16 protein-coding genes and 1 tRNA gene are annotated in these 25,192 nt (G+C 67.3%); 9 read left to right on the top strand and 8 right to left on the bottom strand.

Translation table 11 applies throughout. The features are described 5' to 3' along the window. The first annotated feature begins 84 nt into the window (after window positions 1-84). Window positions 85-1,920 (top strand): LamG-like jellyroll fold domain-containing protein, encoded by a 1,836-nt coding sequence (locus tag AB0M73_RS15560; protein WP_363891273.1) that lies wholly within the window; start codon window positions 85-87, stop codon window positions 1,918-1,920. A 51-nt stretch (window positions 1,921-1,971) separates the two neighbouring features. Here the strand turns inward: AB0M73_RS15560 and AB0M73_RS15555 are convergent, their stop codons facing one another. The 6 genes from AB0M73_RS15555 to ssb all read right to left on the bottom strand — a co-directional run bounded on the left by AB0M73_RS15555 (window position 1,972) and on the right by ssb (window position 13,755). Continuing rightward, on the bottom strand, window positions 1,972-2,607 hold the full coding sequence (locus tag AB0M73_RS15555) for a hypothetical protein (RefSeq protein WP_363891272.1): 636 nt from the start codon (window positions 2,605-2,607) through the stop codon (window positions 1,972-1,974). Continuing rightward, window positions 2,600-3,031 carry a thioesterase family protein gene (locus tag AB0M73_RS15550; RefSeq protein ID WP_043718107.1) on the bottom strand — a complete coding sequence of 144 codons (432 nt, stop codon included), beginning with the start codon at window positions 3,029-3,031 and terminating at the stop codon, window positions 2,600-2,602. Before AB0M73_RS15550 ends, AB0M73_RS15555 begins: the two co-directional genes overlap by 8 nt. 141 nt (window positions 3,032-3,172) lie before the next feature. Beyond that, entirely contained in the window at window positions 3,173-8,143 is a 4,971-nt protein-coding gene (locus AB0M73_RS15545; protein ID WP_363891271.1) for an NAD-glutamate dehydrogenase, read from the bottom strand. A 166-nt stretch (window positions 8,144-8,309) separates the two neighbouring features. Continuing rightward, window positions 8,310-11,327 carry a diguanylate cyclase gene (locus AB0M73_RS15540; RefSeq protein WP_363891270.1) on the bottom strand — a complete coding sequence of 1,006 codons (3,018 nt, stop codon included), beginning with the start codon at window positions 11,325-11,327 and terminating at the stop codon, window positions 8,310-8,312. A 14-nt stretch (window positions 11,328-11,341) separates the two neighbouring features. Continuing rightward, on the bottom strand, window positions 11,342-13,018 hold the full coding sequence (gene ettA / locus AB0M73_RS15535) for an energy-dependent translational throttle protein EttA (protein ID WP_043718115.1): 1,677 nt from the start codon (window positions 13,016-13,018) through the stop codon (window positions 11,342-11,344). 287 nt (window positions 13,019-13,305) lie between these two features. Next, complete coding sequence (ssb, locus tag AB0M73_RS15530; RefSeq protein WP_363891269.1) at window positions 13,306-13,755, bottom strand: single-stranded DNA-binding protein; 450 nt, start codon at window positions 13,753-13,755, stop codon at window positions 13,306-13,308. 287 nt (window positions 13,756-14,042) lie between these two features. On the opposite strand from ssb, the gene AB0M73_RS15525 reads away from it, so the two are divergent. From AB0M73_RS15525 to AB0M73_RS15500, 6 genes are all read left to right on the top strand, one after another. Beyond that, a complete protein-coding gene (locus tag AB0M73_RS15525; protein ID WP_363891268.1) occupies window positions 14,043-15,101 on the top strand; it encodes a hypothetical protein in 1,059 nt (352 codons plus the stop codon). A 60-nt stretch (window positions 15,102-15,161) separates the two neighbouring features. Continuing rightward, a complete protein-coding gene (locus AB0M73_RS15520) occupies window positions 15,162-15,842 on the top strand; it encodes a response regulator transcription factor (RefSeq protein ID WP_363891267.1) in 681 nt (226 codons plus the stop codon). Next, window positions 15,839-17,236, top strand: a complete 1,398-nt coding sequence (locus AB0M73_RS15515; RefSeq protein ID WP_363891266.1) for a HAMP domain-containing sensor histidine kinase — start codon at window positions 15,839-15,841, stop codon at window positions 17,234-17,236. Before AB0M73_RS15520 ends, AB0M73_RS15515 begins: the two co-directional genes overlap by 4 nt. Window positions 17,237-17,324: 88 nt before the next feature. Next, the gene (locus AB0M73_RS15510) at window positions 17,325-17,960 is read left to right on the top strand and encodes a helix-turn-helix domain-containing protein (protein ID WP_363891265.1); all 636 of its coding nucleotides are present in this window, start codon (window positions 17,325-17,327) and stop codon (window positions 17,958-17,960) included. After that, window positions 17,957-18,898 carry an ATP-binding cassette domain-containing protein gene (locus AB0M73_RS15505; RefSeq protein ID WP_363891264.1) on the top strand — a complete coding sequence of 314 codons (942 nt, stop codon included), beginning with the start codon at window positions 17,957-17,959 and terminating at the stop codon, window positions 18,896-18,898. Before AB0M73_RS15510 ends, AB0M73_RS15505 begins: the two co-directional genes overlap by 4 nt. Window positions 18,899-18,920: 22 nt before the next feature. Continuing rightward, window positions 18,921-19,772, top strand: a complete 852-nt coding sequence (locus AB0M73_RS15500; protein ID WP_363891263.1) for an ABC transporter permease — start codon at window positions 18,921-18,923, stop codon at window positions 19,770-19,772. A gap of 156 nt (window positions 19,773-19,928) precedes the next feature. On the opposite strand, the gene AB0M73_RS15495 is transcribed toward AB0M73_RS15500, so the two are convergent. Both AB0M73_RS15495 and AB0M73_RS15490 read right to left on the bottom strand, forming a co-directional pair. Beyond that, window positions 19,929-21,905: a cytochrome c oxidase assembly protein gene (locus AB0M73_RS15495; protein ID WP_363891285.1), complete on the bottom strand. Its 1,977-nt coding sequence runs from the start codon at window positions 21,903-21,905 to the stop codon at window positions 19,929-19,931. Between the two features lie 90 nt (window positions 21,906-21,995). Beyond that, window positions 21,996-23,198, bottom strand: coding sequence for an MFS transporter (locus AB0M73_RS15490; protein ID WP_363891262.1), 1,203 nt, complete (start codon window positions 23,196-23,198; stop codon window positions 21,996-21,998). A 94-nt stretch (window positions 23,199-23,292) separates the two neighbouring features. Between AB0M73_RS15490 and AB0M73_RS15485 the strand changes: the two genes are divergently transcribed. Both AB0M73_RS15485 and AB0M73_RS15480 read left to right on the top strand, forming a co-directional pair. Beyond that, on the top strand, window positions 23,293-24,375 hold the full coding sequence (locus AB0M73_RS15485; RefSeq protein WP_363891261.1) for a LacI family DNA-binding transcriptional regulator: 1,083 nt from the start codon (window positions 23,293-23,295) through the stop codon (window positions 24,373-24,375). 147 nt (window positions 24,376-24,522) lie between these two features. Next, a tRNA-Arg gene (locus AB0M73_RS15480) sits at window positions 24,523-24,595 on the top strand. Window positions 24,596-25,192: the final 597 nt, after the last annotated feature.

Genomic DNA, 25,192 nt, shown 5'->3' with positions numbered 1-25,192 from the left:
TCGGGGCCGCACCGTAGCCGCTGGCCTGGCGCCGTTCACCGGCAGTTCCGCCTGCGTTGGGGATCGGCGGTTAACTTCCCGCCCATGAGTGACTCAAGTCGTCGCAGCTTCCTGCGTGGTGCTGGGCTCATCGGTGCGGGGGTGGCGGCGACCGGTGCGCTCGGCACTGTCTCCGCGGCCGCGGGTCCGTCATCGACGGCCGGCTGGTGCCCCGATCCGAACGACCCACGCTTCACGCTCGTCGTCATGCCGGACACGCAGTACCTGTTCGACGAGGACCGCGGCGACGCCACGCCCTTGGACGCCTCGCTGCGCCACGTCCTCGACGGCGGCGCTGACAACGTTGTCTTCCTGTCGCATCTCGGCGACCTCACCGAACACGGCGAGGCCGGCGAAATCGCCCAGATCGGCCACTCGTTCCAGGCGCTCGACCGCAACCGCGTCAGCTACAGCGTGCTGGCCGGCAACCACGACGTGAACTCCTCAACCGACGACCAGCGCGGCAGCAGCCCGTGGCTGTCGACCTTCGGTCCGCAGCGGTTCCGCAGTTCGCCGACATTCCGCGGTTCGTCCAAGGACGGCTACAACAGCTACCACCTGTTCCGCGGCGGCGGCCGCGACTGGCTCGTCCTCGCCCTGGACTGGCGGCTGTCCCCCGCCGGCTTCGACTGGGCCCGCTCGGTCATCCGCCAGCACCCGAAGACCCCGGTCATCCTCACCACCCACGAACTCGCCTACGCCGACGACGCCGGCCAGGCTTCGCTGTCCGACTACGGGCAGCAGCTGTGGGACCAGCTCATCAACGACAACGACCAGATCTTCCTCACCCTCAACGGCCACTTCTGGCCGCCCGGGCGGGCCGTGCTGCGCAACAAGGCCGGGCACGACGTCCATGTGCACATCACGAACTACCAGGACCACTACTACGGCGGCAGCGCCATGATCCGGCTCTACCGCTTCGACCTGGCCCGCAACGTCATCGACGTGTCGACCATCTCGCCCTGGCTGCTCGACCAGAACTCCTCCCGGCTCAATGAGCTGGACCGCCGGGAGATCGAGCTCACCGGCCCCGTCAACCGCTTCACGCTCGACGTCGACTTCACCGCCCGGTTCAGCGGCTTCGCCCCTGTTCCCCCGCCTGTCTCCCGCCCGGCGCGGGACGTCCTGATCCCCGGCACCCTCGCCTACTGGCGGTTCGACAACGGCCCCGCCGCCGGCACGCCCTTCGCCGACGGTCTTGTGCAAAGCGACCTTTCCGGTCACGGCAACGACCTCATCCGGGTCACCATGCCCGGTAGTGGTGCGTCAGCTTTGACCTGGTCCGCCGACTTCCACCCCGGTGCCCCCGCGCACGGCAGCCTCCGCTTCGACGGCGGCAAGAACCCGGGCCACGGCGCCTACCTTCAGACCGTCGACGCCGCGCCTCTCAATGCCGCCAACTTCCAACACGGCTACACCATCGAGGCCTTCGTCAAGGTCCCCGGCGACTTCAAGAACGGCCTGCACGCCTGGTGCGGCATCTTCTCCCGCCTGTGCCGCGGCCGCGACGCCGGCAAGACGGGCGACGATCCGCTCGAGCCCGCCGCCACCCTGGCCCTCTCCGACGGCGCCCAGTTCCAGTGGGCCGTCTTCCCGCTCAACCAGGCCGGCATCTCCACCTGCTGGGGCCACGAGCTGCCCCTCGACCAGTGGTGGCACGTTGCTCTCGTCAACACTGGTCAACACTCGTCAATGTTCGTCAATGGTTGTCCAGTGTTGAGGAACCCCAGGACCCCGGCCACCGGCATCTCCGGCACCGGCAACTGGCTGCTCGGCGCCTATGACTACGACCGTACCGTCGACCAGGGCTTTTACGGCTGGATCGGCGATGTCCGCGTTGTCGACCGCGCTCTGTCGGCCCACGAGTTCATGCTCCGCTGACCACCAGGTCGACTTCGCCGGCCGACACCAACTCGACCGGCGAAGTCGACTTCACACCAGCAGCGGCAGCAAGGCATGGCGTCGACGCACGACCGCGCCGAACCGGGCGTCAATACGCAGCCACGCGTCCGTCGCGGTCACCCGCACATTGCCCTCGAGGTCGCCAGATCCCAGGAACCCCATCCCGGACAGCGCGAACAGGCAACGCAGCGGAATCTTGACGTCCAGCCCGCTGCCGCTCACGGTCAGCACCGTCTGGTCCAACAGCGACGCCGGCGGCGTCCCGTGCGGGCCGGAATTCTCGCGCGCGACGGCCACGCCCTGGTCGGCCAGTTCCGTCATCACGGCTACCGGCAGGTCGTCGACCTGCTTCCATCCCTCCGCCGGCGGCAGGGCACTGCGCCACATCAGATCTTTCGACGCGCCCGGATCCACCCGGTCGCCACGCAGGATCGCCAGGCCGGAGAGCAGCTCGCTGCCCGCGACCGCCACGTCCGACGGCGTCGCCGAACCGGCAACGGTCCGGGTCGCCAGCACGTCGAACGGCGTCGCAACCCACGCCTCGACCCGATCGTCGCCGCGGTTGCGCAGACGCACGACCCCTTGCTGGTCCAAGCGCACGGCCCGGGCCACGAACGCGCCGAGGTCGTCGCGCTCCGACGTGTCAGCAAACACCAGCTCAGCCACGTGCGCCCCCAGAGTGCCAGCTCGCCAGGAAGTCCCGTTCGGAGTCGGTCAACCGCCGCGGCCTCGTTTCTTCAACGTCGTAGGCGCAGATCAGCGTCTCCGCCGTCACCGCAACCGTCGACGAGCCGTTTCCACCACTGCGCACGGAGTAGTCCAACATGAACGACGACGCCCTCAGATCGCGCACCGACATCTCGATGTCGACCGATCCCCCGTCGAACACCAACGGAACGCGGTAGTCCACCGCCAGTTTCACCACGACCATGCCGCGCGACATGTCGACGAGACCCTGCCGCGCCGCCTCGGTGAACACGAGCGCGACTCGTGCCTCTTCCAGAAGGGTGACCGTGTTCGCGTGGTTGACGTGCCCGTAAGCATCCATGTCGGACCACCGCGGTCGCACCTGCGCGACGAAGACACCCAACTACAACGCCTCCCTGGCTGATGCCCAGATTCAGTATTGGATCCTACCCAGCCAGCTCGGAGACCATTTCGCGGACAGCTGCCCGCACAGAACGGGGCCCGCCGGCGACGTTCGCCGGCGGGGCCCCGTTGTCCGTCGACATCAGCGGATCATGCTGCGCACCTGCCGCGCCGCCACCGACAGCGTCGCCAGGTCGAGCCGGCCGACCCGGCTGATCTCCTGGAGTGCCGCCCGGGCACGGCCGAGGCGCGACGCGTTGGACTGCTCCCAGTTGGCGATCTTCACCTCGGGGCTCTCCCCGGGATCGCTGTGCCTGAGCACGTCGAGGGTGATCGCCCGCAACGAGGAGTACAGATCGTCACGCAACGCCAGCCGGGCGAGCGCGTGCCAGCGGTTACCGCGTTCCAGGTCACTGACCGAGCTGAGCATCTGGTCGATGTTCAGGTGCTCCGACAGCGCGTAGTACAGCTCCGCCGTCTCCTGGTGCGTGCGCTCGACACCCAGCCCTTCGCGCTCCGCCAGCTCCGCGACCTCGCTGATGTCCAGCAGGCCGTACGTGTAGAGCAGTGCGGCGACGCGCTCCGCCAGGTCGTTGGGAGCGCCCTGGTCGACCAACTGTTCCGCATGGCCGGCGACGATCTCCCGCTCGCGGCCACGCAGCAGGGACAGCGCCTGGGGCGCCAGCTCGGTCACCATCGTCGAGAAGCGATTGATCTCGGCGCCAACGGCCAGCGGCTGCGGCCGGTTGGACAGCAGCCACCGGGACGCGCGATCGAGCAGTCGGCGGGTCTCCAACATCAGCGAGTTCTGCAGATCCGTCGAGACCTTGTTGTCCAACTCGTCGATCTCGCGCCAGATCTGCGGCAACCCGAACACGTTCGTCACGACCGCGTACGCCCGAACCGCGTCGGTCGAGCTCGCGCCGACCTCCTCGGCCAGCCGGAACGCGTACGAGATGCCGCCGCCGTCGACGACCTCGTTGACCAACAGCGTCGTGGTGATCTGCTTGCGCAGCGGGTGCGAGCCGATCGCGTTGCCGAACTGCTCACGCAGCTTGCTCGGGAAGTACTCCGGCAGCCGGCGCACGAACACGTCCGAGTCGGGCAGGTTGCTGGCCAGCACCTCGTCCTTGATCGCCAGCTTGACGTGCGCGAGCAGCGTCGCCAGCTCCGGCGAGGTCAGACCGTCGCCTGCCTTCTCCAGCGCCTTGAACTGCATGCTCGACGGCAGGGCCTCCAGATGGCGGTCCAGACCGTGGTTCGCCTCCAGGTCGGCGACCAGCCGCGCGTGCACCGACAGCATCGGCGCCGCGTGCGCCCGGCTGACCCCCAGCACGGCGTTCTGCCAGTAGTTGTCGCGCAGCACCAGCATGCCGACCTCGTCGGTCATCTCGGCCAGCAGCTCGTTGCGGTGCTCACGGTCCAGCTGTCCCTCGGTGACGAGGTGATCCAGCAGGATCTTGATGTTGACCTCGTGGTCGGAGCAGTCGACGCCGGCCGAGTTGTCCAACGCGTCGGTGTTGACCCGCCCGCCCGCACGGGCGAACTCGATCCGGCCACGCTGCGTCAACCCCAGGTTGCCGCCCTCACCGATGACCTTCACCCGCAGGTCGGCGCCGTCAACGCGGACCGCGTCGTTCGCCTTGTCGCCGACCTCCGCGTGCGACTCGGTCGCCGACTTCACGTACGTGCCGATGCCGCCGTTCCACAGCAGGTCGACCGGCGCCAGGAAGATCTTCTTGATCAGATCGGTCGGGGCCATGTGGTCGACGTCGCCGTCGATGCCCAGTGCCTCCTTGACCTGCGGGCTCAGCGGGATCGACTTGGCCGTCCGCGGCCACACACCACCGCCGTCGCTGATCAGGCTGCGGTCGTAGTCGTCCCACGACGAGCGCGGCAGCTCGAACAGGCGCTTCCGCTCGGCGAACGACGGCGCCGCCACCGGGCTCGGGTCGAGGAACACGTGCCGGTGGTCGAATGCGGCGACCAGCCGGATGTGCTCGGACAGCAGCATGCCGTTGCCGAACACGTCACCGGACATGTCGCCGACGCCGACGACCGTGAACTCCTGCGTCTGGGTGTCGACGTCCAGTTCCCGGAACGCCCGCTTGACGCTCTCCCACGCGCCCTTGGCGGTGATGCCCATCTGTTTGTGGTCGTAGCCGACCGACCCGCCGGAGGCGAATGCGTCGCCGAGCCAGAAGCCGTACTTGCCGGCGACCTCGTTGGCGATGTCCGAGAACGTCGCGGTGCCCTTGTCCGCCGCGACGACCAGATAGGTGTCGTCGCCGTCGTACCGGACGACCTGCGGGGCGGGAACGACCGTGCCCGCGTCGAGGTTGTCCGTCAGGTCGAGCAGGCCCGAGATGAACATGCGGTAGCAGGTGATGCCCTCGGCCAGGAACGCCTCGCGGTCCAGGCCCGGGTCGCCCTTGGGAGCCGGCGGGCGCTTCAACACGAAGCCGCCCTTGGCGCCGACCGGCACGATCACGGCGTTCTTCACCGCCTGTGCCTTGACCAGACCCAGGATCTCGGTGCGGAAGTCCTCCCGCCGGTCGGACCAGCGCAGGCCGCCCCGGGCGACCGGGCCGAACCGCAGGTGCACGCCCTCGAAACGAGGCGAGTACACGAAGATCTCAAAGCGCGGCTTCGGGTCCGGCAGCTCGGGCAGCGAGCGGGAGTCCAGTTTGACCGCCAGGTACGGCCGCGCATCGCCATCGGCATTGCGCACGAAGTAGTTCGTCCGCAGCGTCGCGTTGATCAGCGACAGCAGCTGGCGCAGGATCCGGTCCGCGTCGAGGCTGGTCACCTCGTCGATCAGCTCGGTGATCTCGGCCGTCAGTGCCGTGACCACACCCGTGCGGGTGTCGTCCGACAGCGCCGGGTCGAAGCGCGACTCGAACAGCCGCACCAGTGCCTCGGCGACGTTCGTGTAGCGCAGGACCGCATCCTCGATGTAGTCCTGGCTGTAGGGGATTCCCACCTGGCGCAGGTATTTCGCATACGCGCGGAGCACCGAGGCCTGCCGCCAGCCGAGTCCGGCGCGCAGCACGAGGGCGTTGAAGCTGTCGACCTCCGCCTCGTCGCGCCAGGCCGCCGCGAACGCGTCCTGGAACAGGACGCGAACGGTGTCCAGGTTCTGCTTGGCGAGGCGGTCCAGCACGCCCTGCTCCATGCGCAGGCCGAAGTCGAAGATCCAGCACTGCGTGCCGTCCTCGCGCTGGATCTCGTACGGACGCTCGTCGACGACCTCGACGCCCATACGCTGCAACACCGGCAGCACCTGCGACAGCGTCACCCGCGCGCCGGCCAGGTACAGCTTGAACCGCCGCTCCCCCGGCTCGGCGTCCGCCGGCAGGTAGAACGACATGTCCAGGTCGCCCTCAGACAACCGCTGGATCCGGCGCAGGTCGGCAAGGCCTTCGGTGGCGGTGAAGTCTTCCTTGTAACTCTCCGGGAAGGCCATCGCGAAGCGCTGGCCCTGCTCGGTGGCGGACTCCGCGCCGAGCTGGCTCGCCGAATCCGAGGCCTGCTCGGGCTCGTTGTGCTCGGACAGAATCGCGTCCGCCATGCGGTCGTCCCAGTTGCGGGTGGCTTCACCCAGCAGGGCCTGAATGCGAGCGGAATTCGGTTCTGCCGCTTCGCTCGGCTCCGTGTGCACCATGAAGTGCACCCGCGCCAGCGGGCTCTCGCCGATCAGCGCGCTGTACTCGAGGTTCTTGCCCTGCAGTTCGGCGAGCAGAACCTCCTGCATCGCCAACCGCGACGTCGTCGTGTACCGGTCGCGCGGCAGATAGACGAGGCACGAGTAGAACCGCCCGTACGGGTCGCGCCGCAGGAACAGCCGCAGCCGGCGACGCTCGGCCAGGGCGAGCACACCGGTCGCGATGTCGTACAGCGTGTCCGCGTCGGTGGAGAACAGCTCGCTACGCGGGTAGTTCTGAATGACCTCGAGCATCCGCTGGCCGGAGTACGACTCCAGCGGGAAGCCGGCGCGGTGGATGACGTTGCGGACCCGACGGCTGATCACCGGGATGTCCAGCACGTCCTCGTGCAGCGCCGACGTCGTGAAGACGCCGAGGAACCGGTGCTCGCCGCTGACATTGCCTTCGGCGTCGAACGTCTTCACGCCCACGTAGTACGGGTACATCGAGCGGTGCACCGCGGACGGCGCACTTGCCTGCGTCAACACCAGCAACTCCGGCGCCAGCGCCTGCGCAGCCGTGTCCGGTCCTGCGGTCAGGCTTCGCGCCGCCAGGCTGTCCTGGCGCAGCACGCCCAGGCCAGAAGCGAGAACCGCACGCAACGCCGGCTCCTCGCCGCCCGCGGGGTCTTCGACGAGCTCGTACTGGCGGTAGCCGATGAAGGTGAAGTGCCCCTCAGCCAGCCACCGCAGCAGGCTCATGCCGTCGGCGACCTCTTCGGCGTCCAGCCTCGGCGGCGCCTGCTCCAGCTGATCGGCCAGCTGGAGGGCCGTGCCCGCCATCTTGTCGGTGTCCTCGACGACCTCACGGACGTCGTTGACCACCGAGATCAGCCGATTCTCGAGCTCGCGGCCACGCTCGGCGTCCGTGATGAGGTCGACCTCGATGTGCATCCACGACTCGGCGAGGGTGTCCGCCGGCGGCTCCCCCGGATCGGCCTCCGGCAGCACCTCGCGGAGCGCACCCGTCACGTCCCGGCGCACCACCACGATCGGGTGCACGACGCGGTGCACCTGGATCCCGCTGCGGATCAGCGCCGAGGAGATCGAGTCGACCAGGTAGGGCATGTCGTCGGTGACAATCTGCACGACCGTCACCGGGCACGTCCACCCGTCCTGGGACCGGGTCGGGTTGAGGATGCGGACCACCGGTCGGCCGGGGACACGGTTGTCCGCCAGCTGGTAGGTGGATCGCACCGCGCCGACCAGGTCGCCAGGGTCGTCGTCGATGACTTCCTCGGCGGGCACGTAGCGGTAGTAGAGGCGGATCAGTTCTGCGAGTTCCGGTGCGGCGGCGACTGCGCCGCCGATCAGCTCATCGCGTACCTGTTCGGGACTGTCCAGCCGGTCTTCGCGGCTCACGCCGGTATCGGCGGTCGCAGGGCGGGACGGGGCTCCAGTCGAGCTCATTTTCAGGCGGCTCCACGCTATCCGGCGCCTCGGTGCGCCGGGACCGTAGTCCACCCTAGATGGGTCACCGCACCGCAAACGCCTAGGGGTTGCAGCTGAATCGAACCTTGTGACGGGTGCCACCGACACACATCCGGAGGTTACTGACGAGTTGGCTTTCGCCTGGTCAGCGTTCCGGTGGCGTCCACGTCCAGTCCGACCAGTCCCGTTCCGGCTCCACCGGCCGCGGATCATGATCGATCGCCGGCCGGTCCTCCCGGTACGGCGACGGCGTCCAGTCGTCCAACCCGGACGTGTCAGGTCGCGGCGGATGGTCATCCTTGCCCGAAAGCATCCAATCGGACAACATCGGCGGTTCGGACGAAGCGGTCGGCACCTCGATACGGTCGTCCGGCTCGGGTTGCCGGTGCCGCGAACCCGACCGTTCCGGCTGCCAGTCGTATTGGTCGACGGCCGACGGTTCCCGGTGAGGCCGCGGAGCCGGCGGTTCCTCCTCGAAGTGCGTGTGAACTGCGTGTTCTGTCGACTCGAAGGCAACCAGCGCCTCGGCCAAAAGATCCGCCAACTCCGAACGCGGTCGTCGCCCTCCGCTCACTGCTGGAGGCCCCTCGACCGATCGATCGGCCACCGATGCGTCAGCGTCGGCTCCAACGGTCGCCACTGCGCCCTCCGGCGTGGAGGCACGTTCCGATTCACGCTCAACGCCACGGTCCCGCCCCAAGACCTCGTGCGGCAAGCCAGCATGCGTAGTGAACGGAACCGTATCGGCATCCGCCTGATCCCCGACTCCCGCTGGCTCAACCTCAGCAACAGCTGGCGTCTCGGTGGTCCTAGCGGAAGTTTTGACCTGCGCGGCCGGCGACGAGGGCGCTTGAACCTCCATGGGCTCAACAGCAGATGCCTGCTTGGCTGCGCGAGCCGAAGGGGGCTCAAGCCGCCACCGCCCCGAATCAGCCCGAAGTTCGTCGACGATCTCGCTGCGTTCAAATGACTCGGCGCGCCGGCGCCGGCCCGTGGCGGCTGGCTGCTCAGGCTGCGCCTTGGCGGCCTGCTCGACCGAGGCGGGCGTCTCTGCTTCGGGCGGCTCCGGCGCACGACGTCGACCGCCAGTGCCAGCAGCGGCCAGCAATTCCACCAACGAGGCCAGATCCGGCCGGTTTGCCTCATCGTTGGCGTGCCGGGACTGCGGTGTCTTTCCTGACCCCGCTTCACGATCTTCAGCTCTACGCCGACCACCAGTGGACTCAGCCTGCGGCGGCTCCGCCGTGGTCGAGGTCGACTCGGCAGCAGCTCGGAAGAACGCCGCCAAGGCACCGGGTGCTTGCGTCCGGTCGCGTTCCGAGGCTTTGGTCCCGTCCGAGAACATGTCCGCCGACTGCGACATGTCCACCGGGCTGGACGGCATTCCCACATTGCCCATCCGCCACCGGTCAGCTGCCTGAGCCCACGCGGACGACAATCCCGCAGGTTGTTCGTCAGCCCGCCTCACCCTGCGGCGGGGCAGGTCGTCCGACGGTGCCGGAGTCGGACGAAGTGCGGGATCGATCCGCTCAGCCGTGGTCTCCGGTGCTGACACAGCTCCGCGACCACCCAGATCGACGGCTCCGCCTGTAGCGGCACTGCCGTGTCGCGCCTGCGTCAGCGCTTGATCCGCTTCCGTCAGTAGCGCCTCGCCGCCGCTTCCGGGGCGGTATTCAGCAACCCCCGTCGTCATCGTCACGGCCAAGCGCGGCGACACGTCGGACCGAAGTGCCTCGGCCCACTGCTGTGCCTGATCACGTGTCGTGTCCGGCAGAAGCACGGCCAGCTCGTCACCAGCGGTTCGGCCGACCGCCGCCTTGCCGGGAGCGACGTCGCGCACACGATCAGCGATCTTGCGCATGACCTGGTCGTCCACCGACGCCGTGCCGGCACCGTTCGACGCGGCGACGTCAACATCCAGCAGTACCAAGGACAATGTGTGGTCGATGTAGCCACCGTTGACGACTGCGTCCACCTGCCGGCGGAATCCACTGCGGTTCAACAGCCCGGTCACCGCGTCGGTGTCCAGAGTCGGCTCCGGCTTGGTCGCCCGCGGCTTGATCAAACTCGGGAGTTGTTCCTTGAGCCCCGAGCTCTCCCGGTGGGCGGCAGCGAACTCCTCGGCGAGCTTCGTTCGCACGGTGTACAGGGCAGCGGTCCGACGGCGCTCCGCCGTGTGCGCGGTCCGCAGACAGGTCAACGCTTCGGTGAGTTGACCCGCCATCTCGTGGACGTGCGACAACGCCAGCATGCTCTCCGACAGCAGCGGGTCAAGCTGATGCCGCACGGCACTATCGGCGACATCGAGCAACAGGTCGTTCGCAATGCTCGTTCGGCCGGCCGGCAGATGCACCCGTGTCGCCAGCGCCAACTTGAGCCAGCCAACCGCAGCTGCGGACGGTGCCCGCACAGGTCGTTCGAGCAGCTCCTCAGCGGCCGCCGTCGCGTCCGTCAGCTGTTCGGAATCCATCAGCGCGCAGACGAGTTCCAGCATTAGTCGGCTAGCGACGTACCCGGAATCAGCTTTCGCGCCGCCCGCTTCAACGAACAACGCCAGGCCATCGCGCGCCGCTCCAACGGCAGCCTTCAGGTCGCCCCATCGACGGTGCTGCCGTGCCGCGGAAGCACGAAGCAACGCCCTCGACAGCAACTTTGCTTCGGCGTCGAGGGCTGTGTCCTCACCGTAGAGCTGATCGGCCTGGTCCAGCGCGTCCGCGAGTTCCTTGCTCCGTCCGACCAACACCAGACAGTCCGTCAACGCGACGAGTGCGGACGCCCGCACTTCAGCCGACACGCCCTCGGCCCGCAGAACCGGCTTGAGCACTCCAAACCCGGTCAGCGGCACTCCCGCGGCACGCGCACAGGCCGCCAGCTCGACGCGGAGGCGCCAACCGAGCTCGACATGGTTGCCGGCCTCGGCGGCCTTGAGAGCCGTAACCGCACGCTCGACCGCTTGGACGCCCTTGTCGAGTCGGTTGAGGGCAAACACCGTGAGGGTCTCCGCCCTCAACCGCTCCAACTCGTCCCGGCGCCCCATGGCAAGTGCGGATGCCCGCTCACTGAGCACCAGGCTCAGCTCCGGAGCCCGCCAACGCAGCTGCCAGGCGGGCACGCTGAGCGTGCCAACCTCCGCATCCGTCTGCGCCTCGCCACTGCCGGCCACGATCGATTGCCGCCTCAGTCTCGTGTCAGCTTCCGGTGGGTCACGCGATGCGGACGGGCCGCGTCAATACCCAGTCGGTCGACCTTGTTCGCTTCGTACCCCTCGAAGTTGCCCTCGAACCAGAACCACTTCGCCGGCTGCTCCTCGGTGCCTTCCCAGGCCAGGATGTGCGTTGCGACGCGGTCAAGGAACCACCGATCGTGGGAGATGACCACCGCGCAGCCGGGGAACTGCTCGAGGGCGTTCTCCAGCGAACCGAGCGTCTCGACGTCCAGGTCGTTAGTCGGCTCGTCGAGCAGAATCAGGTTGCCGCCCTGCTTGAGGGTCAACGCGAGGTTGAGGCGGTTGCGCTCGCCTCCGGACAGCACGCCCGACGGCTTCTGCTGGTCGGCGCCCTTGAAGCCGAAGGCGCTGACGTAGGCGCGCGACGGCATTTCCGTCTGACCCACCTGGATGTAGTCGAGACCTTCGGAAACGATCTCCCACACGGTCTTCTTCGGGTCGATGCCGGAGCGGTTCTGGTCGACGTAGGACAGCTTCACGGTCTCACCGATCCGAACCGTGCCCGAATCCGGCTTCTCCAGACCCACGATGGTCTTGAACAGCGTGGTCTTGCCGACGCCGTTCGGTCCGATGACGCCGACGATGCCGTTGCGCGGCAGGTCGAAGGACAGGCCCTCGATGAGAACGCGGTCGCCGAAGCCCTTGCGCAGGTCATTGGCCTCGACCACGACGCTGCCCAGACGCGGGCCGGGCGGGATCTGGATCTCTTCGAAGTCGAGCTTGCGGTTCTGCTCGGCCTCCGCGGCCATCTCCTCGTAGCGCTGAAGGCGGGCCTTCGACTTGGCCTGGCGGGCCTTGGCGCCGGACCGCACCCAGTCGAGCTCGTCCTTGAGGCGCTTCTGCAGCTTGACGTCCTTCTTGCCCTGGACGGCGAGCCGCTCGGCCTTCTTCTCGAGGTACGTGGAGTAGTTGCCCTCGTAACCGATCACTCGGCCACGGTCGACCTCCATGATCCACTCGGCCACGTTGTCGAGGAAGTAGCGATCGTGGGTGACGGCGAGGACGGCGCCGGCGTACTGGGCGAGGTGCTGCTCGAGCCAGAGCACACTCTCGGCGTCCAGATGATTGGTGGGCTCGTCGAGGAGCAGCAGGTCGGGCTTGCTCAGCAGCAGCTTGCACAGCGCGACTCGGCGGCGCTCACCACCGGACAGCTGCGTCACGTTCGCATCGGGCGGCGGGCAGCGGAGAGCGTCCATGGCCTGTTCGAGCTGGGAGTCGAGGTCCCATGCGTTGGCGTGGTCAAGCTCCTCCTGGAGCTTGCCCATCTCGTCCATGAGCTCTTCGGAGTAGTCCGTGGCCATGAGCTCGGCGATCTCGTTGAAGCGGTGAAGCTTCACCATGATGTCGCCGACGCCTTCCTCGACGTTGCCGAGGACGGTCTTCTCCTCGTTGAGCGGCGGCTCCTGGAGGAGGATGCCCACGGTGTAACCGGGGCTGAGGAAGGCCTCGCCGTTGCTCGGCTGGTCGAGACCGGCCATGATCTTGAGGACACTCGACTTGCCAGCGCCGTTCGGGCCGACGACACCGATCTTGGCGCCCGGGTAGAACGCGGTGGTGACGTCATCGAGGATGACCTTGTCCCCATGCGTCTTCCGCGCCTTTTTCATGGTGTAGATGTACTCGGCCATGGGCGCGATCGTAGAGCGACGAGGAGAGGACCAGAACCTCGGTAGCCACGAACGGGCGGGACGAGTCAGAGAAGTTGACGCGAACGTGGAACGTCCAGGATGTCCCGTACCGCCGTTCGGCCCATCTCACCTGCGGTGACGACCCGTCAGGCGAGGACGACGGACGTGTCCACCTAGCGCGGGGTGGCGGACCTCACTCTTGCTGACATCCCGGTCACGCAGGCGTGACCGGGATCAGGGGCAGCGGGGGCGCCGGGGGCCGCGATCGGCCGATGCGCCGACCTACCTCACACAGCGACCGCAGACAACGAAGGCGGCAACTGCTCGCCAGTGACCTGGTCGAGGTCGATCGACCGCAGGAACGGCGGGACGTCCTCGGGGCCGTTCCGCCGGGCATCGACCGTGCAGAACGCCAGATTCGGTCCGATTGCCGTCGCGGCGACTTTGACCAGTGTTCGTTTCTCGCCTTCCTTCTCGTATTCCTCCACACGAAGTTTGCCTGTGACGATGACAGGGTCGCCCTTCTTCAAGGATGCGGCAGCTCCAGTCGCGAGCCGCTTCCATCCGGACACCCACACGAAAAGCTTGTTCCCGTCAGTCCACCCACCCGCCTTCGCATCGGGGTAGCGCTCGGTCGAGACTACACCGAAGCCGACAGAGGGACTTCCGTCCTGAGTCTGACGTAGAACGACATCCGTCGCGACGTTACCCACGACAGTCACTGTTGTTTCGAACACTGGCCCCATCCTTCGCGATAGACATCGGTCCACGGACTCGCACTACACCCCGTCGACCACCGACGTCTCCACTGTGCACGCCAGCAGCGTGCGGCGAAAGTGGCCCAACCACCGCCTGTGGACAACTCAAGATCAAGAAAAGTTATCCACAGGTCGATCTTGAACTGGCTCAAGAATTGATTGAGCGTGGTATATGCGGCCGCCGACACCAGGGGCAAATCAGGACAGTTGCAAAACCCCTCTCGGACGCTTAGCTTGAATGACAGCCGAACTCACGGGAGTAGCCCATGCAGGAACCATGGAACGTACCCACACTGCTGGCCAAAGCACTAAGTCTTACCGAAGGAGATCGAACCGACAGCGAACTCCTCGAGACGGTGCGAGATCTCGCTCGTCTGGAATCAACTGTGCGCGCAGCCCTGAGTCATGCCGTAGCAGTCGCGATCGCGCAGGGCGTCCACGAACGCACTGGCCACGCAACGGCCGCCGCGTTGCTCAGGAGCGAGTGTCATCTCTCTGGCCGTGAAGCCAATGAACTTGCGGTGTCCGCAATCCGGCTGCGCGAACAGCTGCCGTGCACGTTCGTTGCGTTGCAGTCCGGCGCCATCACTTGGGCCCATGCGACGACGCTTGTCCGCGCTGTGGATCGACTGGGCTCCGGCACAGTCCAAGGCATAGAGCACGACTGGATCGAGCTGATCGCCACCCGTACCAGTCCGGAGGCGCTGCAACGCGTCGTCCACACCCACTGCCTCGAACTGGTGGGTTATCCGTCGCGGGCGGCGTCAGAGCCCCAGGGCACCGAGCTTCCGGCGGCACCCACAAACACCGCGGACGCACAGACCGAAGCCCACTCCAGCGCACCCGAAGCCACAAGCCCCAGCACGGCATCGCAGGCTCATGGAAGCCACGACGTCGACAGTTCGGCACAACACGAAGGCGCGGAGGCCACAGCTCGTCAGCTACCGAGCGACCTCGGCGATCGGCACAGGGCCGCAGCGCCTGACCACAACGAAGACCTGCAGCCGGCTGTAGCCATCAGCCCGGTCTGGCCAGACGCGTCAGCATTGCCACTTTCGAGTGATGGCTCCTCGATTGCGCACGAGCACTCCGCCACCGACGGCAGTGCATGCATACACCAGCGTTGCGCAGCCAAGGCGTCGCCGCGCGAGATCTCGTTCACAGTGCGCTGGCTCGACGGCGGCCAATCCACGCTTTTCGGCCGTGGTCTTGTCTGCGACGAACACGCCGCTGCTCTCACGAACTGCCCGGTCGACCGCATCCGGGTCGGTCATAGCAGCACGATCTGGACGATCGGTCCAGCTCCGGTCGCGGACGCCGCCTGAGCAACTGAGAGGTTGCTGTGAACAATCGCGGCTGAGGTGGATGTCGGTGAGGATGACGTCATGCGCGTCCTGGTCGTAGACGACGAACCCGCGGTCCGCGAGTCCATCAGTCGCAGCCTCCGGTTCGAGGGATACGAGGTCGAGCTCGCAGCAGACGGCGACTCAGCTCTCAAGTCCCAAGCGGCCAGGCCGGCGGACGCAGTCGTGCTCGACGTGATGATGCCGGTGATCGACGGGCTCGAAACGTGCCGGCGACTACGGGCGACCGGGGACCGAGTGCCGGTCTTGATGCTGACCGCGCGGCGCGCCATCGGCGACCGTGTGACCGGCCTCGACGCGGGAGCTGACGACTATCTCGTCAAACCATTCGCGCTGGAGGAACTGCTTGCCAGGCTGAGGGCGCTGCTCCGGCGTACCGACACAGGCGGTAGCGAGAAACTCGCCTTCGGCGACCTTGAACTGAACGTCACCGCACGCACGGTGCTCAGGGCCGAACGTTTGATCGAGCTCACCCGCACCGAATTCGACCTTCTCGAACTGCTTCTGCGGCATCCACGGCGTGTGTTGTCGCGGTCGGTGTTGTTCACCGAGGTCTGGGGTTACGACTTCGGCACAGGCTCCAACAGCCTGGATGTGTACATCGGCTACCTGCGCCGGAAGCTGGAAGCGCACGGCGAGGCACGCCTCGTGCACACTGTTCGCGGAGTCGGCTATGTCCTCAAGGAGTCGGAGACAGCGTGAAAGGACGACGACCGTCGCTGCGCCGGCGCCTCGGCGTCGTGTCGGCGGCTGCGGTCGCAGTCGCCGTGATCGGTGTTTCCGTTGCCGCCTGGCTGCTTCTCCGCGACCAGCTCAGCAACGTGGTGAACGAGCGACTCGATCGGCAGGTGGTCTTCGCGGTGAAGATCGACTCCGCCGGAATGCGGTCCACCGTGCAGAGCGGTGGTCCCGACACGCCGCTGTATCAGACGGTTTTCCCGGACGGATCGTCTTTGACGCCCGTCGGACAGGCCTCGATCCCCGTCTCGGCCGCTGACCGCCAGGTCGCCCGGCGCGAACTTTACGACACGACCGAAGACGTCAAGATCAACGGCACGTCGTACCGCGTTCTCACTCGCTGGATTCGCACGAAGCAGACCGGCCCGAACGGACACGCAGTTCAGATCGCCATCGATCTGAGCGAGATGAACGGAACGCTGGCCAGCTTTGGTTTGGTGCTCGCACTGACGGGCGGTGTCGGCATCGCGGCAGCCGGCGTGCTGAGCTACTGGCTTACGCGTGCGGGCCTTCGGCCGGTGAATCGGGTGGTCGCGGCCGCTGAACATGTTGCCAGCACACAGGATCTCAGCGCCGCGGTGTCGGTTGATCAACGAGATCCCGACGAGGTCACGCGTGTCGCGGAGAGCATGAACTCAATGCTCAACGCGCTCGGCGCCTCACGCGATGCTCAGCGTCAGCTTGTGGAGGATGCAAGCCATGAGTTGGCCACGCCGTTGACGAGCCTGCGCACAAACGTCGACCTGCTACTGCGCGCCGAGAATCATCCGGAGCGGCAACTGGAGTCTGCGGACAAGCAGCGACTGCTCCAAGACGTGCAGGCCCAGATGCGCGAGCTTGATCATCTGATCGAAGAAGTCGTGGAGCTGGCGCGGGATCCGCGATCGGGGGAAGAAGTCGAGGAGATCGACCTGGCCGAGGTCGTGCGGTCCGCCATGACTCGCGCGAGGGCTAGGACGCCGCAGGTCGACTTCACGCTGATGGAGACTCCAGCGATGGTGAGAGGGCAGGCGAACGCTCTCGAGCGCGCGGTTCTGAACCTGTTGGACAACGCAGCCAAGTGGGGGCCTCCAGGACTTCCAGTGGAGGTACAGGTGCGGCAGTGGGGCGCCAGCGTGGAGGTCAAGGTCGCGGATCGTGGTCCAGGGATCGCGGAGGACGACCTGGAGCGGGTCTTCGAGCGGTTCCACCGGACGAAGGAGGCGCGGCAGATGCCGGGGTCAGGGCTTGGGCTGGCGATCGTCAGGCAGGTCGTGCAGGGGCACGGTGGTCGGGCGTGGATGAGCCGACGGAACGGCGGTGGCACCGAGGCGTGGATCCAACTTCCGCAGGTGGGGCCGACTGCGCCTGCCCTATGAGTGATAACTCATTGCGTGAGTGAGTCCACACTCATAAGCTGATGGCATGTCCACCGAGTCACCCCCACGCCGTCGGCGCGCTCCTGCTATGAGCACGGAGGACCGGCAGGAGGCCATCGCCCTGGCAGCGATCCCCCTGTTGGCCGAGCACGGCACGCATGTCACCACCGGGCAGATCGCCAAGGCGGCGGGGATCGCGGAGGGCACGATCTTCCGGGTTTTCAAGGACAAGCAGGAGTTGCTGGACTTCTGCGTGCTGAGGGCGTTTCGGACGCGGGAACTGGTTGAGCGGATCGACGCGATCTCGGTGGACCAGCCGCTGACGAGCCGGCTGATCGAGGCAATGACGATGATCGACGAGATGGCGGCTCGGTTGGGGACGCTGATGCACACGCTGGGCGCCACCGGCTATCGGCCGAACGAAGACCACAAGAAGGACGATGCGTCGGGCAAGGACGCGAAGCCGCCGATGATGGACGAGTTCGAGCGGACGACCACGGCGATCTCGGCGCTGTTGTCGTCGGGCCAGGAACAGTTGCGGCTGCCGGCCGATCGGGCGGCGGGCTATCTGATGGGCCTGACCTTCATGACGAGGATGCAGGCGATGCGGACGGCGCAGTTCGACCAGAAGGAACCGGAGTCGTTCGTGGCGGAAATCGTCGACATCTTCACGAACGGAGCCGTTGCCGTCAAGGCGAAGCGAGGGGGGAAGGACCCGCGATGACCGAAGTGATGATCGAAGCGAGAAACGTGAGCAAGGCGTTCGGCGCCGTGAAGGCGCTGGAAGACGTGAGCATCTCGGTGCCGAGGGGGACGGTGCTTGGGCTGCTGGGCCACAACGGAGCCGGCAAGACGACGTTGGTGAACGTGCTGACGACCCTGCTCAAGCCGACCTCGGGGTCGGCGTCGGTGGCGGGGCTGGACGTGGTGAGCCAGGGCGACCAGGTGCGTGGGCGGATTGGCCTGACCGGGCAGTTCGCGTCGGTCGACGAGAACATGTCCGGTCTCGACAACCTCGTGCTGATCGCGAGGTTGTTGGGAGCGACCAAGAAGCAGGCGACGGCGCGCGCAAGTGACCTGCTGGAGACGTTCGACCTGATGGAGGCGAAGGACCGGACGGCGAAGACGTACTCGGGCGGCATGCGGCGACGGCTGGACCTGGCCGCGAGCCTGGTAGGTCGGCCGGACGTCATCTTCCTGGACGAACCGACGACGGGCCTCGACCCGCTGAGCCGGATCGGCTTGTGGGAGATCGTCGAGGGCCTGGTGGGCGACGGGACCACGGTGCTGCTGACCACGCAGTACCTGGAGGAAGCGGACCGACTGGCCGACTCCATCACGGTGCTGTCCAAGGGAAAGGTGGTCGCGGCCGGCACGGCGGCGGAGCTCAAGGCGGGCGTCGGCAAGCGCACGGTGAGCGTGGTTCTGGCCGAGCCGCAGGATGCGGCGACAGCCTTGAACGCGTTGTCCCAGGCTGGACTGCACCCGGTTCACGACAAGGCGCGGCATTCGGTCTCGACGCCGGTGGAGAAGTCGACCGACCTGGCGACCGTGGTGCGGGCGCTCGACGAGGTGGGGGTCGAGGTGGGCGAACTGGCGCTCACCGAGCCGACGCTCGACGACGTGTATCTGGCCGTCAACACCGAAGTCCCGGCCGCCTGAGCCGGATGAGGGGGAAAATCCCATGACCACGACAGTTCAAGCCACGACGCCGACGGACGAGGCACCGCGGCGTGACGACCTGGGCTGGCACGGCAGCAGCTTCGCCACGCAAGTGTGGGTCCTCACGCAGAGATCGCTCAACAGTTTCCTGCGTGACCCGAGAATGCTGTTCTTCAGCCTGCTACAGCCGCTGGTGATGTTGTTGCTGTTCAGCCAGGTCTTCGGCGGGATCAGCAAGCTCGGCAGCCTGCACCAGTGGGGCTCGTACATCAACTACCTGCTGCCGTCGACTCTGGTGACGACGGCGATGACCTCGGCGATGAGCTCCGGGGTGGGTCTGCTGACCGAGATGTCGAACGGGGTGATCGCGAGGTTCCGCTCGATGCCGGTCAGCCTGTTCTCGGTGCTGCTGGCACGAAGCCTGTCGGACACGGTGCGGATGGCGATCCAACTGATCGTCATGTTGATCGCCGCGGCGCTGCTGTTCGGCTTCACGCCGGCCGGCGGCATGATGGGTGTGGCGGCCGCACTGCTGGTGTCGCTGGTCGTGGGCTGGGGCCTGGGCTGGCTCTTCCTGGCGATCGCGACGTGGGTGAAGAAGGCCGAGACGATGCAGGCGGTCGCGTTCCTGACGATGTTCCCGCTGATGTTCGGTTCGAGCGCCTACATGCCGGTGTCGACGATGCCGGGCTGGGTGCAGGTGATCGCCAACATCAACCCGTTGAGCTACGCGATCTTCGCCTCGCGCGGGCTGGCGACGACGATCTGGGAAGCGAACCCGGCGTACACGTTGTTCGCGTCGCTGGCTATCTCCGGAGTGATCGCGTTGGTTGGCGGGTACATCGCGACGCGAAACTTCCGTCGGACGAACTGAACTGAGCGCGAACGACCCCGTCGGCGATGGTGCCGACGGGGTCGTTCGCATTTCCGACGAAAGCACGGATTTGTGGTGGTGGTCAGGCCTTGCACGGACGCCCTGGTTGAGCAGTGAAGTCCGGGAGCGAGAGTCAGCGAGGCTGCAGGTGGATGGTTACTCGGACTTGGTGGGGCCGCCACCCTCGCTGAGCTGCTGGAGCATTGCGTTGTAGGCGTTGAGGTCGGCGTCACCGTCGGAGTCGGCTCGTCGGTCGGAACGGCGGGCGGCGCGCTCGTCGGTGCGGGCCCACTGGGCGAGAAGGGCGAGCATGACAACCAAGAGGGGGATCTCACCTGCGGCCCAGGCGATGCCGCCGCCGAGATGCTGGTCGGAGAGCTCGTTGGTCACCCAAGGCAGAGAGAGCGATCGGTAGAAGTTCTGGCCGATCACGGTCTGCATGCTCATGAGGATGACGCCGAAGAAGGCATGGAAGGGCATGGAGGCGAAGACCATGCCCAGGCGCCCGAGGGGAGGCAGGCGGCGAGGGGTGGGGTCGATGCCTATGACGGGCCAATAGAAGAGGTAGCCGACCAGGAGGAAGTGGGCGTTCATCACGAGGTGCGCCCAGTGGTAGTTGAGGGCAGCGTCGAACAGGCCGGAGAAGTACAGGCCGTAGAAGGAACCCACGAACAGCACCAGGGCGACGACGGGGTGGGTGAGGACACGGGCGATCGGCGAGTGAACGGCGACAAGCAGCCATTCACGAGGTCCGGGCGCACGGTCCTTGCCGGCGGTGGGCAAAGCCCGAAGGGCGAGGGTGACGGGACCGCCGAGGGCAAGCAGTGGCGGGGCGAGCATGTTGAGCATCATGTGCTCGCCCATGTGCACGCTGAACATGGCGGTGGCGTAACGGCCTATGCCGGACGAGGTGGCCAAGAGAATGGCGGCGCAGCCACCGACCCAGGCGACGGTGCGGCCGACGGGCCACTGGTCGCCACGCTTACGCAGTCGTCGAACGCCGACCAGGTAGACAACGATGCCGAGGATGGCGGCGGTGCCGTACACGAGGTCGAAACGCCAGTCGAAGAGCAGGCGGAACACAGTGGGCGGGCCGGCGAGTGGGTAGCCGATGAGCCGCTCGACGTCGCCGACGGCGCTGTAGACGTCCTGCGGCGGTGGAGTTCGGGCCAACGCGGAGGCGACGCCGAGGGTGACGAACATGATCAGCACCTCGACACCGGCGAGCCGGATGAGGGCACGGCCCGAGCCGGTGGCGACGACGGCCTTGACGCCGCGTTCCCGCTGGAAGTAGCCGATGACGCCAAGCACGGCGAGCAGGGCGATCTTGGCCAGGACGAGCAGGCCGTATGAGGTGGTGAACAGGTCGGTGACGGGCAGCCGGACCAGGGCGTTGATGACGCCGGAGGCGGCCATGATGATCCAGCAGACCAGGGCGACCTTGGAGAAGCGGCTGGTGGCGAGGCCCAGGTCGGCGCCCCGGCGGCGGGCGTGGGCGAGCAACGCGACGAGCCCGCCGACCCAGATGGCGGCGGCGATCAGGTGGTACAGCAGGCTGTTGGTGGCGAGGTCGTGGGAGCCACCGGCGGACGAGTGCCCGCTCGCGGCTACGGGGACGAGACCGATCAGGGCGACGAAGAACAGGCTGGCGGTCCAACCCCACGACAGCACGAAGAAACAGCCGAGCGCCAGCACGAAGACGATGACGGCGGTGATGACCCAGGCCTCGGCCTGTTCAACGATGTTGATGCTGCTGAACAGGACGCTGGGATTGAGCATGAAACTGACCGGCTTGCCCTCGGCGTCGGCGAGGGTGAAGGGCACCTCGAGCAGGGCGCCGACGCACCAGACGACGGCGGACCAGCCGGCGGTGCGAAGGGCGGCGTAGCCGTCGACGGCGAGGCGGCCGACACGCTGCGGTGAGGTGAGGAAGGCAGCGAAGAGCAGGGCGCCGACGCACACGGTCGAAGCGGCCTCGGTCAGGACGCGCACGACGGTGATGCCGTAGCGGGTGATCGCGCCGGGATCGGGCAGCCCCAGGTTCGTGTACAGCAGCTCGCTACCGGAGAACAGCGTCAGCACGGCCGCGACCAGCGCGGCGATGACGGTACTGATCAACAGCAGCGGGAGCATGCCGGCGGGTCGGCGAACCAGTGCGCCGGGCGTGGGCTCGGCGGTCACGACGTCTTCGGCCACGTGCTTGAGGGTAGGCCGCGACGCAGCTCACATCGTCGGCGCACCGACTGCCGGTGGTGCGCATTCCCGACGACGGGCGCGAATCACGACAAGCACGGCGGGCACGATCAGCGCCGCGATGACGGCGGCGGCGCCGAGCGCGAAGCCGAGGCCGCTCCACTGGGCCAGCTGACCGAGCAGCGGCGGACCGCCGAGAAAGCCGGCGTAGGCGATGGTGGTGACGAAGCCGATCTCGCGCTCGCCGCCGGTGCCGTCGGCCCGGCGACCGGCGGCGCCGGCGAGGCTCATGGTGACGGGGAACGAGTAGGCGAGCCCGACTCCGGCGAAAGCGAAGCCGATGTACGCGACGCCGGGAACAGGAATGGTGACGGCGGCGAGAAGCCCGACGGCGGCGAGAAATGCGCCGAAACCGAGCATTCGGTACGGCCCCCAGCGGCGCTCCACCCGTTCACCGGAGAGGCGGGTCAACGCCATCGCGATGGAGAAGACCGAGTAGCCGGCGGCGGCGAGGGAGTCGGGCACGCCGCGTTCCCGGACGAGGAACAGCGCGGACCAATCGGCCGAGGCGCCCTCGGCGACGGCGGAGAACAGGGCAATCAGGGCCAGCAGCCAGAGCACGGGCCGCCGCATGGGCGACGGACCGGCGGCAACGACGTCACCCGAGCGGGTACGGGACCGCTCCCCTGCCTCAGCGGGCAGCGAAGTGACGATGACCGCCACGGCGACGACGCCGAGCACCGCGAGGATCGTGAACTGACGTAACGGGCTCCACGCCAGGGCGGCGGAGAACGCGGCGGCGAGGGAGCCGACCAGGCCGCCGACGCTGAACCCGGCGTGGAACACGGGCATGAGCGGACGGTCGAGCAGCCGGGTGACGGTGACCGCGGCGATGTTCATGGAGACGTCGAGGGTGCCGACAGTCAGCCCGAGGGCGAACAGCACGAGGCCGAGTTGCAGCGGCGAAGTCGTCAGGCCGAGCACGGGCAGCACGATGAAGCCCGTGACGCAGCCGAGCACCATGACGGCACGCGAGCCGTAGGCGGCGCAGAGCCGTCCGGCGATCGGCGCGGCGACGATGAGCCCGACGCTGACGCCGAACAGCGACAACCCGAGCCCGGCCGGGGTGGCGCCGACCTGGGCGGCCAGCGCCGGCACGCGTGCGGCCCATGAACCGAACACGACTCCGTTGAGCACGAACACGATGAAGACAGCGGTGCTCTTGGCCAGCATTCGTACCCCCTTCGACTGGAACGGACTGTACTGAAGCGCTTCAGAAGAGTCCAGCGGGTCGGTCCACCCCTCCGCGCCAACTACGCTCTACCTCGTGGACACCGAGCAAACCCGCCGCCCGACGCTGGACACGGTCGCCCGTGCCGTCGGCGTCTCGCGGGCCACGGTGTCCAACGCCTACAACCGGCCCAACCAGCTCTCGGCCGGCCTGCGCACGCGCATTCTCGAGGTCGCCGACCGGCTGGGATATCTCGGTCCGGACCCGGTCGCCCGCAGCCTGGCGACGCGAAAGTCGGCCGCGGTCGCCTTCATGCTGCGATCGGGCCTGTCCAGCGCGTTCTCCGACCCGGCGCTGACGATCATGCTCGACGCCCTGGCCGCCACCGTCGACGGCCGCGATCACGCACTGGTGCTGCTGGCCGGCAACGAGTCGGGCGGACCACGCCCGGACAGCGTCGCTCGCGCGCAGGCGGATGTTGTCGTGGCCTACTCGCTGCCGGACACCGCACCGGCACTGACGGCGGTGCGCCAACGTCGGCTGCCGATGGTGGTCGTGGACCAGCCGGCGACGGGCGGCGCGGCGCGCGTCGAACTCGACGACTTCGGCGGAACCCAGGCGGCCGGCCGTTATCTGACGGAATTGGGACACCGCGACTTCGGAGTGATCTCGCTCACCCTTCAGCCGGACGGACGGAACGGTCCGGCTGCTCCGGAGCGTCGCACGGGGTCGCCTTTCCGCGTGACGCGCGAACGGCTGAGCGGCTACATCGACGCGCTGACGGCCATCGGGATCGCCCCCGAGGGCGTGCCGGTCTGGGAGGCCGCGACCAGCGACCGCGAGCACGGCCGGACGGCCGCCCGATGGTTGTTACAGCAGAACCCCCGCCCGACGGCACTGCTCTGCATGTCCGACGAGCTGGCGTTGGGTGCCCTCCAGGGTGCCCGCGACGTGGGATTGTCGGTGCCGCAGGACGTCTCGGTGGTCGGATTCGACGACACGCCGCCGGCCGGCGTCGCGGATCCGCCGCTGACCACGGTCCGTCAGCCGCTGGTCGAGAAGGGTCGGCTCGCCGGCGAGCTGGCGCTGACCCTGCTGGACGGCGGCAGACCGAGCAGACCCGTCAGGCTGGATGTGGAACTGGTGGTGCGCGCTTCAAGCGCCGCCCCGATCCGGTGAACCCGAAGACGGATTGACAACACCGCGTACAGAAATCGGCACCCACGGTGGTTGTCCATATCGTGATCATCCGAATGAGGGTCAACCGGAAACGACTTGGGCGTCTGAAGCGATGTACCTCACGGGGCGTGCGCCGGCATGCCTCAAGCCTCCGTAGCTCAGCGGACAGAGCGAGTGACTTCTAATCACTTGGTCGCAGGTTCGAGTCCTGCCGGGGGCGCGCTTTTCCACCTGCGGGTATGACGGCCTGTGGTCGGTTGACCACAGGCCCATGGCCTCCTTTGTGACTTCCCTCTCCAAGCCCTGGACATGCGAGCTCGCCGACGGGCCGTTCAGGTTCGCGTCCGCCCAGCCCACGGCGGGTGCGGAGTCGCCGGCCCGCACGGCCGCGACCGCTGCAGGCGGCGCGACAACGGAGTGCGACTCTTCGGCCGCGAACGACGGCACGATCGGGTAGCGGGTCGAAGAGAACGCCGCTGCGGGGTGGTCAGCACACAACCGCAGTCGGGCGCATATCGGGAAAACAAGGGCCAAACGCGCCGATCGTCGAGATTCCGAACATACCTGCGCGAAATACCGACAGTGCCGGCACCGTCGCACTCTGAGAAGTAGCGCGGACAACCCCCCGGCCAGTCATTGCGACGAATGGTGCCACCCACACGGCTGTTCGCCGATCATGGCGTCGACCGTTTGTCAGACGTAGCCGATCCCAACCAGAGCCGCACCGGCTGCGTTCACGGAGGCGAGCCACGGCCAATCCGGCCTTCCCTCCGATCCCAGCCTGCCGTCGTGGCAGTTGCCCCCAGGGCGATTACGA

The sequence above is a fragment of the Kutzneria sp. NPDC051319 genome, assembly GCF_040682195.1.
Lineage (GTDB): Bacteria > Actinomycetota > Actinomycetes > Mycobacteriales > Pseudonocardiaceae > Kutzneria.
Note: the sequence above shows the minus strand (reverse complement) of the source record. Positions and strands in the feature narration are given on the sequence as shown.

What these genes read in the sequence shown, in the direction of transcription:
- AB0M73_RS15495 (WP_363891285.1), bottom strand. Translation starts at nt 21,905, where the DNA reads ATGCTCCCGCTGCTGTTGATCAGTACCGTCATCGCCGCGCTGGTCGCG.
- AB0M73_RS15520 (WP_363891267.1), top strand. Translation starts at nt 15,162, where the DNA reads ATGCGCGTCCTGGTCGTAGACGACGAACCCGCGGTCCGCGAGTCCATC.
- AB0M73_RS15545 (WP_363891271.1), bottom strand. Translation starts at nt 8,143, where the DNA reads ATGAGCTCGACTGGAGCCCCGTCCCGCCCTGCGACCGCCGATACCGGC.
- AB0M73_RS15500 (WP_363891263.1), top strand. Translation starts at nt 18,921, where the DNA reads ATGACCACGACAGTTCAAGCCACGACGCCGACGGACGAGGCACCGCGG.
- AB0M73_RS15560 (WP_363891273.1), top strand. Translation starts at nt 85, where the DNA reads ATGAGTGACTCAAGTCGTCGCAGCTTCCTGCGTGGTGCTGGGCTCATC.
- AB0M73_RS15505 (WP_363891264.1), top strand. Translation starts at nt 17,957, where the DNA reads ATGACCGAAGTGATGATCGAAGCGAGAAACGTGAGCAAGGCGTTCGGC.
- AB0M73_RS15490 (WP_363891262.1), bottom strand. Translation starts at nt 23,198, where the DNA reads ATGCTGGCCAAGAGCACCGCTGTCTTCATCGTGTTCGTGCTCAACGGA.
- AB0M73_RS15525 (WP_363891268.1), top strand. Translation starts at nt 14,043, where the DNA reads ATGCAGGAACCATGGAACGTACCCACACTGCTGGCCAAAGCACTAAGT.
- AB0M73_RS15510 (WP_363891265.1), top strand. Translation starts at nt 17,325, where the DNA reads ATGAGCACGGAGGACCGGCAGGAGGCCATCGCCCTGGCAGCGATCCCC.
- ettA (WP_043718115.1), bottom strand. Translation starts at nt 13,018, where the DNA reads ATGGCCGAGTACATCTACACCATGAAAAAGGCGCGGAAGACGCATGGG.